The sequence below is a fragment of the Gillisella taibaishanensis genome, from assembly GCF_001938985.1.
In the GTDB taxonomy this organism is placed as follows: Bacteria; Pseudomonadota; Alphaproteobacteria; order Rhizobiales; family Rhizobiaceae; genus Allorhizobium; species Allorhizobium taibaishanense.
Map to the genome: position 1 here is coordinate 849,014 of NZ_MKIN01000022.1, position 13,172 is coordinate 862,185.

At 58.2% G+C, this 13,172-nt stretch carries 14 protein-coding genes; 10 read left to right on the forward strand and 4 right to left on the reverse strand.

The features are described 5' to 3' along the window. The first annotated feature begins 191 nt into the window (after positions 1–191). The 6 genes from BJF91_RS15085 to sciP all read left to right on the forward strand — a co-directional run bounded on the left by BJF91_RS15085 (position 192) and on the right by sciP (position 6,348). A complete protein-coding gene (locus BJF91_RS15085) occupies positions 192–1,397 on the forward strand; it encodes a multidrug effflux MFS transporter (protein ID WP_075615276.1) in 1,206 nt (401 codons plus the stop codon). Positions 1,398–1,690: 293 nt separating this feature from the next. Beyond that, a complete protein-coding gene (cysC, locus tag BJF91_RS15090; RefSeq protein WP_075615277.1) occupies positions 1,691–2,332 on the forward strand; it encodes an adenylyl-sulfate kinase in 642 nt (213 codons plus the stop codon). A gap of 158 nt (positions 2,333–2,490) precedes the next feature. Next, the gene (gene cysQ / locus BJF91_RS15095; RefSeq protein WP_075615278.1) at positions 2,491–3,273 is read left to right on the forward strand and encodes a 3'(2'),5'-bisphosphate nucleotidase CysQ; all 783 of its coding nucleotides are present in this window, start codon (positions 2,491–2,493) and stop codon (positions 3,271–3,273) included. A gap of 258 nt (positions 3,274–3,531) precedes the next feature. Next, entirely contained in the window at positions 3,532–4,569 is a 1,038-nt protein-coding gene (locus BJF91_RS15100; protein ID WP_075615279.1) for a DUF2793 domain-containing protein, read from the forward strand. Positions 4,570–4,845: 276 nt separating this feature from the next. Continuing rightward, a complete protein-coding gene (locus BJF91_RS15105; protein ID WP_083943320.1) occupies positions 4,846–5,526 on the forward strand; it encodes a sugar transferase in 681 nt (226 codons plus the stop codon). Positions 5,527–6,072: 546 nt separating this feature from the next. Further along, positions 6,073–6,348 (forward strand): CtrA inhibitor SciP, encoded by a 276-nt coding sequence (gene sciP / locus BJF91_RS15110; RefSeq protein WP_075615280.1) that lies wholly within the window; start codon positions 6,073–6,075, stop codon positions 6,346–6,348. A gap of 618 nt (positions 6,349–6,966) precedes the next feature. Here sciP and BJF91_RS15115 read toward each other — a convergent pair. Next, positions 6,967–7,317 (reverse strand): flagellar export protein FliJ, encoded by a 351-nt coding sequence (locus BJF91_RS15115; RefSeq protein ID WP_075615281.1) that lies wholly within the window; start codon positions 7,315–7,317, stop codon positions 6,967–6,969. A gap of 446 nt (positions 7,318–7,763) precedes the next feature. Here BJF91_RS15115 and ctrA point away from each other — a divergent pair, with 446 nt between their 5' ends. Further along, positions 7,764–8,465 carry a response regulator transcription factor CtrA gene (gene ctrA, locus BJF91_RS15120; protein WP_054157231.1) on the forward strand — a complete coding sequence of 234 codons (702 nt, stop codon included), beginning with the start codon at positions 7,764–7,766 and terminating at the stop codon, positions 8,463–8,465. 280 nt (positions 8,466–8,745) lie between these two features. On the opposite strand, the gene BJF91_RS15125 is transcribed toward ctrA, so the two are convergent. Together BJF91_RS15125 and chpT are read right to left on the reverse strand one after the other, a co-directional pair. After that, on the reverse strand, positions 8,746–9,105 hold the full coding sequence (locus tag BJF91_RS15125; RefSeq protein ID WP_075615282.1) for a response regulator: 360 nt from the start codon (positions 9,103–9,105) through the stop codon (positions 8,746–8,748). Positions 9,106–9,346: 241 nt separating this feature from the next. After that, positions 9,347–9,997: a histidine phosphotransferase ChpT gene (chpT, locus tag BJF91_RS15130; RefSeq protein ID WP_075615283.1), complete on the reverse strand. Its 651-nt coding sequence runs from the start codon at positions 9,995–9,997 to the stop codon at positions 9,347–9,349. A gap of 181 nt (positions 9,998–10,178) precedes the next feature. Between chpT and BJF91_RS15135 the strand changes: the two genes are divergently transcribed. From BJF91_RS15135 to BJF91_RS15145, 3 genes are all read left to right on the forward strand, one after another. After that, positions 10,179–10,766 carry a DUF1134 domain-containing protein gene (locus BJF91_RS15135; RefSeq protein WP_075615284.1) on the forward strand — a complete coding sequence of 196 codons (588 nt, stop codon included), beginning with the start codon at positions 10,179–10,181 and terminating at the stop codon, positions 10,764–10,766. Between the two features lie 182 nt (positions 10,767–10,948). After that, positions 10,949–11,671 (forward strand): hypothetical protein, encoded by a 723-nt coding sequence (locus BJF91_RS15140; protein WP_075615285.1) that lies wholly within the window; start codon positions 10,949–10,951, stop codon positions 11,669–11,671. Then, positions 11,668–11,979, forward strand: coding sequence for a hypothetical protein (locus BJF91_RS15145; protein WP_075615286.1), 312 nt, complete (start codon positions 11,668–11,670; stop codon positions 11,977–11,979). The genes BJF91_RS15140 and BJF91_RS15145 overlap by 4 nt, the downstream gene beginning before the upstream one ends. A 352-nt stretch (positions 11,980–12,331) precedes the next feature. On the opposite strand, the gene BJF91_RS15155 is transcribed toward BJF91_RS15145, so the two are convergent. After that, positions 12,332–13,171: a TrmH family RNA methyltransferase gene (locus BJF91_RS15155; protein WP_075615287.1), complete on the reverse strand. Its 840-nt coding sequence runs from the start codon at positions 13,169–13,171 to the stop codon at positions 12,332–12,334. Between the last annotated feature and the right edge of the window lies 1 nt (position 13,172).

Below are 13,172 nucleotides of genomic sequence, written 5' to 3' on the forward strand. Positions count from 1 at the left end.
AAAGCGTTTCCTGATCTGCGGAAGGAAACGACTGCGTTTCCATTCTATCGCAAAATCCGACGGGCCGGAATGGCCCAGTCGAAGACAGCGAAATTCGACTGCGACGAACCGTTTCCCCGGCAATCCCCCTGATTGAAGATCCGGCCCATCGGAAGCGTCGAACCCCGCATGGCCAGTTCAGGAAAACGAGAATGCACGGAAAGCAACATTTTTTGGCCCTGTCGCTCGGCCTCCTCTGCGCCATGGGACCCTTCGGAACGGATATGTATCTCGGCGCAATGCCTGATATGGCCACAAGCCTATCAACCTCGGCAGCGACGATCCAGCTGTCCGTGATGAGTTTCTTTGCCGGATTTACCATTGGACAATTGTTCTATGGACCGATCTCGGACCGCACTGGCCGCAAGCCGATGATCTATCTGGCGCTGGTCATTTTCGGCATCGCCTCCTTAGGCTGCCTTGCTGCCGCCAGCGGCGAACAATTGCTGGCCTGGCGCTTCCTGCAGGGCATCGGCGGCTCGATCGGCATGGTAATCGCAACCGCGATCATCCGTGACCTGCATACCGGCCTTGCCGCGGCCAAGCTGATGTCCATGGTCATGCTTGTCATCGGCATAGCCCCGATCATCGCCCCCTTTGCGGGCAGCCTGATCCTGAATCTTGCCGGTTGGCACGCGATCTTCATCTTCCTTGGTGCCTATGCCGCGCTTTGCGCCCTCGCCGTCACGCTCTGGCTGCCCGAAACCCGGTTGCCGGCGCAACGGGCTGCCAGCCGTCCAAGCCGGGCAGTGCTGACCTATGCCAATCTGCTCTTCAACCGCAGTTTCATTCCCTATGCCGCAACCATGTCGCTCGCCCAAGGCGGGTTCTTTGCTTATATCGCAGGCTCTTCGTTTGTGCTGATGACCGTCTATGGGCTCTCGGCAATTTCCTATTCGATCATGTTCAGCATCAATGCCGTCGGGCTCGTCATCGGCGCACAGATCGGCAGTCGACTGACGATGCGCTATGGCTCGAAAACCGTCGTGCGCAGCGCGGTGCTGATCTACACCGCCATGGCTCTGCTGCTGGTCATCACGCAGTTGAGCTCTACCGCCAATCTGGCAACAACCTGCGTGCTGCTTTTCGTGCTGGTCGGCTCCATGGGCGGCATCATGCCGGGCTGCAATGTGTTGGGCATGGAGGCCCATGGCAGCGTGGCAGGCACGGCTGCGGCCCTGATGGGCGGCCTTGCCTTCGGCGCCGGCGCGTTGGCAAGCTTTTTCCTCGGGCTGCTGGAAGACGGCACGGCGCTACCTCTGGTCAGCATCATGGCGGCTTGCGGCGTCCTGGCAGTTTTCGTCTCGCAAGTTTTCTTCGAGGACAATCATCCCGCACGAAGCGCGAAAGAGGCCTGACGGCCCTCACCTGCTGAGCGTCATTTTGCGCCATGCCAAAAGCCCGGCATCGTTGCAACGCCGAAACACGGCGCTGTAGCACTTTCAATTCGCTGCACATTTTCTCCTGAAATCGGTATCGATTTAAGGAGTCATTCAATAGAAATTCTGACCACCAACAATTTGGGACTTCCAATAACGAACTGGACGGTTACAACTTATGTAAGGCGATATCGGCGATGTCCATGTCGCGGAGGAGAAGAGAGAGACCCGCGGTGCCTAGCAGACCGGCTTTTCGAGGGAGACGAAAAGGAATGATTGGGGGCCATGATGCAAGGTTTGCCGAAACGGAGAGCATCGTGACTCCAAGGCAGGAGATTGTCCGGCAGGATCTGCAGGTTCGCCGGGAACAGCGTGCCGCCATCAAGCGTCAGGCGCCGCGCGTGATATGGCTGACTGGCCTTTCGGGATCGGGCAAGTCCACCATCGCCAATGCTCTGGAAAGCCGATTGCACGCGCTGGGCTATCACACCTATATTCTCGACGGTGACAACATCCGCCATGGATTGAACCGCGATCTTAGCTTTTCCGACGCCGATCGGGTGGAAAACATCCGTCGCGTTGCCGAAGTCGCCAAGCTGATGGCGGATGCCGGGCTGATCGTCATCGTCTCCTTCATCTCACCATTCCAGGCCGACCGCGACATGGCCCGCACCCTGATGGAAAATGGTGAATTCGTTGAGGTCTACGTCGATACGCCGCTGCAGGAATGCATGCGGCGCGATCCGAAAGGCCTCTACCGCCGGGCGCTGATGGGTGAGATCAAACAGTTCACCGGTATCAGCTCGGCCTATGAAGCGCCGACCAAACCGGACGTTCACCTGAAGACCACGACCGGTGCGCCATCGGATATGGCTGCGGAAATCCTGCAATATATCGACGTGGCGCGGTCATAGCTGAAACTTGGACGAGTCCAGCCATCCAACGCAATGCGCTCAAAGTGCAACTGGCCAGCCTGTGCATGACGAACAATGTGTTCGATTAGCTGTTGCAGGAAGACACGCCGGGCGCTAGCCCTCGATCGGGTAAAAGACTTGATGACACGGGGCATGCGATGATCGAACTGTTTGAACGGGCTGCCCTTGCAGCCGGACGCGATATTATGGACGTGTTCCACAATGGTCCGACCGTCCGCACCAAGAGCGACGCCTCGCCGGTGACAGAAGCAGACGAGCGCGCCGAGGCAATCATTCTTGCAGCTCTTTCCGCAGGCTTTCCAACCATTCCCGTTATCGCCGAGGAAGCGGTCGCTGCCGGCCATATGCCTGAGACCTATGACCAGCCGTTCATTCTGGTCGATCCGCTCGATGGCACGAAAGAATTCATTCGCAAAAGCCAGGATTTTACCGTCAACATTGCCCTTATCGAAAAAGGCGTGCCTGTCATGGGTGTCGTCTATGCTCCCGCCCGCGGCACTGCCTATCTCGGCAGCGCGAATGGTGCCTATCGGATAGAGGTCGACGCTGCCTTTCAGCCGGTCTCCCGCCGGCCGATCCACGTACGCCAAACCGGCGAGACAGTGATTGCCGTTGCCAGCCGCGCCCATGCAGGGCCGGAAACCGAGGCATTCCTCGCGCAAAAGGCAATCACTGACACAAGGTCGGTCGGCTCATCGCTGAAATTCTGCCTGCTGGCCGAAGGTGAAGCCGATGTCTATCCGCGCTTCGGCCGCACGATGGAATGGGATACGGCGGCTGGCGATGCCGTGCTTCGCGCCGCCGGTGGCATGACCGTAAACCTTGACGGCACACCGCTGCTCTACGGCAAACGTAACCAGGACCACGATAGCGACTTCGCCAATCCCTCCTTCGTCGCCTGGGGCGGTCGGCGGGAGTGATCGGCAAAGGCCCAGGTCATAAGGATCTGGGCGTGAACGCCAATTCGGCTTTTCTCCATAAAATCAGCCCCTCCCCGCCGCTCTTCTCCACCCGCATCCCCGCGCCGCGATAATCACCGCGAGCACCTGAACCGGTGCGTGTCCGGCACGGGCGGCGTGAGATAGCCGCTGCCTGCCCGGCGCCTCCGGTTCGGATTTAACCGGCAGCGGTGGATGGCATCGATGTGCCTGCCATGGCAGCCAGCGATGGAGAAACCGATGACAGATACCAGCCCACGCCTCGCCCTACCTTATATCCTGCCGTCGCAGGCGCAGAAACATGTCACTCACAACGAGGCGCTACTGGCACTGGATGCCGTTACACAATTGGTAATTGAGGACAGCCTGACGGCAGCACCCACCGATCCCGTCGATGGCGCCTGCTACTGGGTGACATCGACCGCGACCGGCACCTGGGCTGGCAAGGAGGGTCGGATTGCGGCCTGGCAGGATAGCAGCTGGGCCTTTCTCAGTCCCTCCGCTGGCTGGAGAGCCTATTTTCGAGTGAGCGGCCTGTTGCGGATCCATGATGGCAGCACCTGGCAGGATCTCGCTTTGCCGGACACGGCGACCTTCAAGCAATTAGGCGTCAACGCCAGTGCCGACGCCACCAACAGGCTGGCGGTATCCAGCGACGCCACGCTGTTCAATCATGCCGGCGGCGATATGCGCCTGAAGCTCAACAAGGCCGGCCAAGGCAATACCGCAACCCTTCTCTATCAATCCAACTGGCAGGGGCGGGCGGAAATGGGCCTTGCCGGTTCCGATCAGTTCAGCCTCAAGGTTTGCAACGACGCCGGCAACTGGACGACTGCCCTGCTGGTTACCGGCGACGGCTACGTGACCCAACCAGCCCGGCCAGCGGCAAGGGCAGAGCTCAATAGTCCATCATTGGCGATTTCGTCCGGCATGCTTACCGGGTTCAACGGGTTTGCTTTCAGCCAAGGCAATATCCAGCTTTCAACTCCAATCGGGAGCGGCAACGGCCAGACCCTCAAGGTACCGGTAGCCGGGATCTACCTTGTGGCGCTGACCCTCGCCACTTCCTCGACCGCCGGCTATGCAGCAAGCCTTGTCGACGCATCCCGCGCGCAGCTTTTGCGAATAACATTCGGTACCACCACAGGAACCACCGAAGCGCATGGCTCAGCACTGCTATCGTTGGAGGCCGGTGCAGAACTTTGCCTTTCCCATAGCGGCAGCGCCATGCTTGCCGCCTCAGGGATGGCTTCGAAACTTTCGATTTATCTAATATAAACGATAATATCGCCTGATATAGCTGTGCAAAACGGGAAATAGTGTCCCTTTTTGAGACTGTAGACCCAAGAAGAGACACTCATTTCACAAGGTTAACCATTCATTAAGTTTGTTCATGACGGGCGCGATGTTTCGGACTAAATAACCTCAACGAACTTTAGTCAGGGGCATTTGGCAGTGGGGTCTTGGAGCGAAGTCCAGCCATTTCACTGCGAAAACCGAGGCCGAGATCGGCGCGAGGTGGTGAGCGCCGGTTCGAGAGGGGACGAGGCTGGAATGGGTGTACCGCAAGCACAGCAAAGCCTTCACACGCGGCGCGTCAACCGCCGTCGCTCCACCGTCTCGAGTAGCCGCTCGCATCACATCGCCAAACGGGCGCTGGACATTACCATATCGTTGTCAGCGCTCATCGTGCTTCTTCCGTTTCTCCTGTGCGTCGCGCTGATGATCAGGCTCAGCTCGCCAGGCCCGGCGCTGTTCCGCCAGGTGCGCTGGGGGCGCGATCAGCGCAAGATCCGGATCTACAAGTTCCGCACGATGCACGCCTCAGAATGCGACTACAGCGGCATTCGCCAGACCACTGAGAATGATCCTCGCATTACGACAGTCGGCGCCGTGCTGCGCCGCTCCAATATCGACGAATTACCCCAGTTGATTAACGTGCTGCTCGGCGACATGTCGCTGGTCGGCCCGCGGTGCCACGCCGTCGGCATGCTGGCCGCTGGCGTACCCTATGAGACTTTGGTGCCCGATTATCATAGACGCCACCTGGTCAAGCCCGGTCTCACCGGCCTTGCCCAGATGCGCGGCCTGCGCGGCCCGACAGGATCCGCCGCCAAAGCCCGCGCCCGCATTGCCGCAGACCTCTATTATGTCGACAACTTTTCCTTCTGGCTCGACCTCAGGATCATCATCGGCACCATCCATTCGGAGCTGACATCAGGAAAAGGCTTCTGACGGGCGCGTTAGTAACCCGCCGCTATCGTCTGGACATGGGCCTGACATGAGTGGTTCAGGACAAAAACTTTCCGACAGACGCAAATTTGTGCCGAAAAAACGCAGACGGTCTGCGCGCGTTTGCGAACGTCGGGACCAAACTTGCCGCGTTTGAAGACGCTTCAAGGCCGTGCTTACTGGAAAGAAAATTTCCACTACCAAGATTTGTCCGTCAAATAACGGGTAGTTTCACCGCAACAAGCGTTATACATCCGAAACAAAAGAAGAACACTTAACCAAAAAAAGTAGAAAATCGAATCGTAAGGTGATTCGATTCTGTTTACCCTTTGATTTTGCAGGACATATACATCAAATCGGTCACAAGTGCGCCACTACCACTTTGATAGCGCTTGCACAGTGGGCGCCAACCAAGTTTCGACGTGACATCAGCGGTTTACGCCAAGCTACTAAAATTATTATCAAATTGTTACCTGGTGCTTAGGTAATTTTTAAAGGTGCCGCGTTAGATTTCGGGTCTGTGGTCTTGAGTTTGTATTAGAGAGTCCAATGACCGAAACGATACGCCCGCGAGTTAAATATGTTATCGGCCCTGACGGCAGTCCGTTGACGATTGCCGATCTGCCGCCAGCAAATACCCGCCGCTGGGTCATCCGCCGTAAGGCCGAGGTCGTCGCTGCCGTCCGCGGCGGCCTGCTGAGCCTTGAAGAAGCCTGTGAACGTTACACGTTGACGGTCGAGGAATTCCTGTCCTGGCAGGCCTCGATCAACGACCACGGCCTGCCGGGCCTCAGAACGACGCGCATTCAGCAGTATCGTCACTGATACCTTCGTCAAGACCGCCGGGCCCATCACCATGATGCGGGCCTGGCCATCGTGACACGTATGCCTTCGCCTCCCCTACTCTGCCTCAGTTCCAGACCGATCTGCTCGGCGATATCTTCATATGCGCCGAAGCCGCAGTTGAAAAACCGCATCCTGGCCGCCAAGGCTTAAGGTGATTTGATCGATAACTCTCTGGACAGCGGCAAGATCAGACGAAAATCGTCGATCCCTTACCTGACAGCAGCGACACAATCGATATCGTCGATCGGCATTCGACCTTGCAATCCCAAGCGGATAAGGGCCGAAAGGGCAAAGCCTTCGACAATCCAAATCAACGTCATTGTCAGAAAAAAAGCAGGAAGCCTGCGCCGCCGAGCCGACGCGGTGCAGTTCAGCGAGCCCTGACATGGCTGACGGTGTGACAACCAGTCCTGCCCAACAGTTTTAGCGCCATGACACGCTATGTCACGACGCTCGAAACCTTCGCACTGTTTTGAGGGCAGGCTCGCAAAGCCCTGCCCTATAGAGGTTCGCACCTTTTTAGACCAATTACCCGGGATCTCTCACCGGATGACGGCATCAAACGGATGCCATCGATGAGAGGCCTCGGTTTTTGTCTTAGGCGCGAGCCCGCTGTTGGCCATCGCGCTCTTCGAGCGCTGCTGCCTTGGCATGTTCGGCTTCGGCCAGTTCGAGCGCCAATTCGGCGGCGTCCTGCTGAACCTTCAGCTCGCGAATCGAATCCTGCAGATTGTCGGCGCGCTGGCGGGCGGCCTTTGCAAAAGTCGGATAGGCGAAATGCGATGCATCGGTGATGCCCGCCTTCTTTTCTTCCAGAGAAATCTGATTCTCCAGCTCCTTCGCCATGCGTTCGAATTCGGACATCATTAACTGCAATTGCTGCAGTTGCCGACGCTTCTCCGTAACCTGAAATGCCTTCAGGCGAACTAGGCTGTCACGCGACTTCATACGCAATACTCCCGTGATGCGAGACACCCCGCTTTCACTCAATTTTGACATCGCCCGCGGACATTGAAACGAATCACCTCGAAAAAATCTCGCGGCGTTAACAAAAAACTACCTTTGGTAACCTTTCGTTTACGGGCATCGTTAATGATAAGGGAGATCTTTTAAAGGTCGGTAAATGCCCGGGTCCAAAAAGCAGGACAATGACAATGATGAGTCAATTGAATCGCTTAAGGGGGATTTCTCCCTTTTCGATTCATCTGTGGCGATGAGAAAATGACATATGAATCAGGAGGCTAGGCATTATGCTTAATAAATTCGTTACACCTTGCCAGAGGGAATCAGAATTTGTTAACCATTTGGTGGCAGCCTTCAAATCAGGCAACGACTGGATCCGTATCGCGTAGGGGGCCATTCAAAACCTTTCGGCGGCGGTAAAGGGGATAATTATGCGGGTTCTACTCATCGAAGACGACAGCGCCACAGCGCAGAGCATCGAACTGATGCTTAAGTCCGAAAGTTTTAACGTTTACACCACCGATCTCGGTGAAGAAGGCGTCGACCTCGGGAAACTATACGACTACGACATCATCCTGCTGGACCTCAATCTTCCCGACATGTCGGGTTACGAAGTCCTGCGCACGCTTCGCCTGTCCAAGGTGAAGACACCGATCCTCATCCTGTCCGGTATGGCCGGCATTGAGGATAAGGTGCGCGGTCTCGGCTTCGGCGCCGACGACTACATGACGAAGCCGTTCCACAAGGACGAATTGGTTGCCCGCATCCATGCGATCGTGCGCCGTTCCAAGGGTCATGCCCAGTCGATCATCATCACGGGCGAATTGATCGTCAACCTCGACGCGAAGACCGTCGAAGTCGGCGGCCAGCGCGTGCACCTGACCGGCAAGGAATATCAGATGCTGGAGCTGCTCTCGCTGCGCAAGGGCACGACGCTGACCAAGGAAATGTTCCTTAACCATCTCTATGGTGGCATGGACGAGCCGGAACTGAAGATTATCGACGTCTTCATCTGCAAGTTGCGCAAAAAGCTGGCCAATGCTGCCGGCGGCGCAAACTACATCGAAACCGTCTGGGGCCGTGGCTACGTTCTGCGCGAACCCGATAGTTCCGAGTATATGGAAACGGCCTGATCAAGGCATAAACCGACTGCCGAGCACGCGGCGTTTTTCGAAACGCCCGTTCGCCTTCGTCGTTGCCCCATCGACACAGCCTGTCTCGATTAAGACCCCTGCCCTCGGCGGGGGTTCTTTTGTTGCTGAAACGACGGAAAGCGAGGATCGATGCGGGAAAGCGGGTGCCGCGATATCAGTTGAGAAATGTGGAAGCTCGACGCGTCGATAGATGTCGACCATTGGGACGCAAACCATCAAGTCCCATCAACGGTCCTCAATCAACCTGAAAATGAAAGCGTCAAGCGGCTTCGCGATTGCCGAAAACCTGGGTCAGCGAATTGCGATCGAATGGCTTTAACAGGAAATCGGACGCGCCTGCCCGTTTGCCTTGCATCATGTGCTTCAGATCGGCTTCAATGACGCAATAGTAAATTCGCACCGACTTGCCCTCGGGCATGGCGCGGATATTGGTGATCAGGCTCAGCGCACCCTCGAGGCCGGAATCGACAATGATCGCATATGGCAGCTGCGCGTCGCACGCCGTCATCGCCTCGCGACCTGTCGCCGCTTCTGTCACGACATAGCCCAGTTCAGACAGGATCTTGCGGCCAACCTTGCGAACGATGTCGGAGGAGTCAGCGATGATCAGCGTCTGCATGTCGGTCCCCTTCGATGTGCATACGGCGTCGGCGCTATCAGCCGGTCCCCGCTTTGCGCCGCCCTTCCCACGGCTTCATTGCCGCGCCCTGTGCCTTAATTCTAAAGCCAGAAGCCTAAGGAAACATTACCCGCAGGCACAACCGATTCACCACGTCGGATAGAGACTGCCCGGATCAGAGACACTGTCACGGGACATTCGGCAGCCGGATCGTCATCCGGCCACCGTCCGCGCGACATCTTCAAGCAGCTGGAACTGATTCGGCCGTAAAGGTGATTTCGCCTTCACCGATCACATATTTCAGCTCCATACCGGCTTCATCAGCCAGAAGCACCGTGTAATACGGCTGGATTGAATGGGCATCGATCGCTTCTTCCAGCTGACCATTGCAGATTTCTGCAAATTTCGGTGGCACGCGCAGCATCCGGCCCTTGGCGACGATGGTAAATTTCGCGTCATATTCCGGATTTTCCAGCGTCACGTCGAGTGAGCCGCCACGCGGGATCGCGCCGTAAGCCACCAGCATCAGGTTCATCAGCAGCTTGACGCGGTTCTTGGCGATGATGGCGCGAGGACCGTTCCAGGTGATCTCGGTCTTCTTTTCAGCGATGGCGAAATCCTTCACGGCCTTTTCGGCCTCGCCGGTATCGATCGATGCGCCGACCGAGCCGGACGCGCCGAAGGCAAGCCGCGCGAACTTCAGCCGTACCGAGGCATTGAGTGCGCTGGTGCGGATGAGGTCCATGGCGTCGGCGTCAGCGCCGCCTTCATCCAGCAATTCCAACCCGTTGTTGATGGCACCGACAGGCGAGATGACATCGTGGCAGACGCGGCTGCACAGCAGGGCCGCCAGATCAGGTCCGGCCAGCGTAAGGTTCACGTTCTTGAGCATCGAATTCTCCTCGACGGCAAAGTCTGTTATCGGCTGAACACACGGGGGCTCACCCCATCAAGCCGCATGATGTCAACGCCATAATGACACCATATTTGGTAAACCCATTGTTAATACGAAGTCATCAAGATGAAGAGCGGCCATATAAGGGCCGATTCGAGTGAAATCCGAGGAGGAAGCGATGCGCTTTTCCATCGTTCGGGACCTTTTGAAGGCCTGGATTGTAACGGCTGGCGTGGTTGCGGCAAGTCTTGTTTGGCAACCGACGACGGCTATGGCCCAGGGCGATCAATATACCATGCAGGAAGTGGTCGATGCAGGCCATTCCTTCTTCGGATCCACCAGCGGCGCGCTTGCCAAGGTGATCGAAAAGGCGTTTGCGCAGTACGGCCTGCCCAATGGTTATATTCTTGGCCAGGAAGGCTCCGGCGCCTTTATCGCCGGCCTGACCTATGGCGAAGGCACGCTCTACACCAAGAATGCCGGTCAGCATCCGGCCTTCTGGCAGGGCCCTTCGCTTGGCATCGACTACGGCGGCAATGGCAGCCGCACCATGATGCTGGTTTACAATCTGCCCTCCGTCGGCAGCCTCTATAGCCGCTTTGGTGGCGTCAGCGGCTCTGCCTATGTGGTGGCCGGCGTCGGCATGACGGCGCTCAAAAACAACAACATGGTGCTGGTGCCAATCCGCACCGGCGTCGGTGCCCGTCTGGGCGTCAATGTCGGCTACCTGAAACTGACACAGTCCTCCACCTGGAACCCCTTCTGAGGTGGAGTGGGCGCGCTCAAGATCTATGATTTTGAGGCGCCCCGAATGGCCGCTCCATGCCGGCGCAAGCAGAAAGCGGCATGGAACGTCGGGCGGTTTTGCGCTAAAAAAGGCACAAAGGCCGCGTAGACAAAACCGTCACCTGACCCAGCTGAAAATGTTCTAACGGATATGGCATTGCCGTGATCGAATACGCCCTGCTCTTCGCATTGGGATTTGCCGCAGCAGCCCTGCTGGCGGCCTTGATCGCCCCTGCCATCCACGGCCGCATCGTTGCCTATACCGAGCGACGGCTGCGGGCCACGGCACCGCTCGGCCCCGAGGAAGTCCGCGCCCAGAAAGATATGGTGCGCGCACTCTATGCGGCCGAAAGCGCCAAGCTTTCCCATGATCTAAGACGCGAGCGCGAGTATTTCGTCGCCGTCAAGGCCGCCGCCGATCAGGCCCAAGCCGAAGCCATCCGGGCGCTGAATGCCGAGGACGGCTTGAAGGAGCAGATCCGCGCGATGAGCGACGAGGCCGGCGCTCTGCGCGCCGAACTGCGCAAGAACCAGACCCGGATCGACGAAATGAAGGTCGCGCTGGAGCGCACTGAAGCCATGGTCGCCAGTCGCGATCTCGATATCGAGAAGCTCACCGTCAAGCTGCACCGGATGGAGGCAGATCTTGCCGCCCGCAGCCGCGAGACCGCCACCCACAAACATCAGACCGAGGACCTGCAGCTGCGCGTGCAGGATCTGCGCACCGAGCGTGAGACGCTGCGCGACGAGGTCAAGGCTGCAGCCGCTCGCGCACAAAAGGCCGAGCAACGTCTGCTGCAGGAAGAAGACAAAGTGCTGCGACTGGAAGAACGGCTGGAACGCCTGCAAAAGACAGCCGGCCCAGTGGAACAGGTGGCGAAATGAGCAAGGATCTTCCCACCGGCACTGAAACGCTTGCAGCAGACCTCCGGCGCCGTTGCGAGACCCTGTCTGCCAAGCTCGACGATGCCGCCAGCCCGCAACAGGATGCAGCCCTGCGCGCAGAGATCGCGGACATTGCCGCCGGCATGATCGTGCTCACCGCCCGAAGCGAGGGTAAAGACTCGCCGATCCCATCGCTTCTGGCGAAAGCCGCGCCCGGTAGCGCGGCAAGTGACGCCTCGGGTGACGATGTTGCGCAGCCGCTGCGGGACCGGATCAAGGCGCTGGCGCCGGATCTGCTAGGCGATTGATCACACTTGGTTCTGTCAGGTTGAGAAGCCCCGTACAGAACACCACGGCTTTAGCGTGCTGCTTACCCCCCTCTGTCCTGCCGGACATCTCCCCTTCAAGGGGGGAGATCGGATCGATCGACAGCTCGTCTCTCCCGATACCTCAATGATATCCTGGATTTGCGAGAGGCGTTGCAAAACATAATGTGGAGCGAAACGTCCAATCCTTGTCGATCTCACCCCTTGAGGGGGAGATGCCTGGCAAGGCAGAGGGGGGGAGCCACGGATAAAAGCGCGACTGTCTTTACGTCGTATTTTATTGTTTTCGCTTATCTTTTAGGGAAAACAGGGTTCCACTTTTCCTTGACGAACTCTAGCCCAACTTCCCCAGTGCCAGCGCAGCACAGTGCAGGGCAATCCCGCTCGCCGTGCCCAAATTAAGGCTGTCGAGCCGCGATGATTGCGCGATGCGCACGGTCATGAAGCGCGCCAGCACTTCGGGCGGCAAGCCCTCGCCTTCCGTGCCTACCACAAGCGCCAGCCTTTGCCGGTCCTTGAGACCTGAAGCGATGGCACCGATTTCCGTCTGCCCTGATGGCGTCAGCGCTGCGACCATGAAGCCCGCGGCATCCAGCGCAGAGAGCAGCGCAATCCCGCTCTGTTCGCGCGCATAGGGCACTGAAAGTACCGAGCCGACCGAAACGCGGAGCGCCTTGCGGTACAGCGGATCGCAACTGGTCTCGTCGAGCAGAACCGCATCGGCCGAAAAGCCGGCGGCATTGCGAAACATCGAGCCGACATTGTCGTGGTTGGAAATGCCGCAGCCGACCAGAACCAGGGCCTTTTCCGGCAGGCCGGCAATCAGATCGCTGGCGCAAGGAGCAGTCAGCCGGCTGCCGAGCGCCAACACGCCGCGATGCAGGTGAAAACCGGCGATGGCATCGAGAACGGCGGCACTGGCAACGTAGACAGGCAGATCGTCGGGCCACTCCTCGAGCAGCGGCGCCAGGCCCGCCACCCGGTTTTCCAGCAGCAGCAGCGCCTCGGCGCGGATACCGGCATTTGCATGATGCGCGGCAAGCAGCATGCGCAGCACCACAGTACCCTCGGCAATGAACCGGCCTTCGCGGCCAACGAGATCACGCTCGCGGATAGCGCTGAAGGCAGCGATGCGCGGGTCCTGCGCATCTGATATGGTGATGACCTCAGCCACG

Bases quoted from the DNA above. Each gene is read 5' to 3' on its own strand.
- BJF91_RS15085 (WP_075615276.1), top strand. From the start codon at position 192: ATGCACGGAAAGCAACATTTTTTGGCCCTGTCGCTCGGCCTCCTCTGC.
- cysC (WP_075615277.1), top strand. From the start codon at position 1,691: ATGATTGGGGGCCATGATGCAAGGTTTGCCGAAACGGAGAGCATCGTG.
- cysQ (WP_075615278.1), top strand. From the start codon at position 2,491: ATGATCGAACTGTTTGAACGGGCTGCCCTTGCAGCCGGACGCGATATT.
- BJF91_RS15100 (WP_075615279.1), top strand. From the start codon at position 3,532: ATGACAGATACCAGCCCACGCCTCGCCCTACCTTATATCCTGCCGTCG.
- BJF91_RS15105 (WP_083943320.1), top strand. From the start codon at position 4,846: ATGGGTGTACCGCAAGCACAGCAAAGCCTTCACACGCGGCGCGTCAAC.
- sciP (WP_075615280.1), top strand. From the start codon at position 6,073: ATGACCGAAACGATACGCCCGCGAGTTAAATATGTTATCGGCCCTGAC.
- BJF91_RS15115 (WP_075615281.1), bottom strand. From the start codon at position 7,317: ATGAAGTCGCGTGACAGCCTAGTTCGCCTGAAGGCATTTCAGGTTACG.
- ctrA (WP_054157231.1), top strand. From the start codon at position 7,764: ATGCGGGTTCTACTCATCGAAGACGACAGCGCCACAGCGCAGAGCATC.
- BJF91_RS15125 (WP_075615282.1), bottom strand. From the start codon at position 9,105: ATGCAGACGCTGATCATCGCTGACTCCTCCGACATCGTTCGCAAGGTT.
- chpT (WP_075615283.1), bottom strand. From the start codon at position 9,997: ATGCTCAAGAACGTGAACCTTACGCTGGCCGGACCTGATCTGGCGGCC.
- BJF91_RS15135 (WP_075615284.1), top strand. From the start codon at position 10,179: ATGCGCTTTTCCATCGTTCGGGACCTTTTGAAGGCCTGGATTGTAACG.
- BJF91_RS15145 (WP_075615286.1), top strand. From the start codon at position 11,668: ATGAGCAAGGATCTTCCCACCGGCACTGAAACGCTTGCAGCAGACCTC.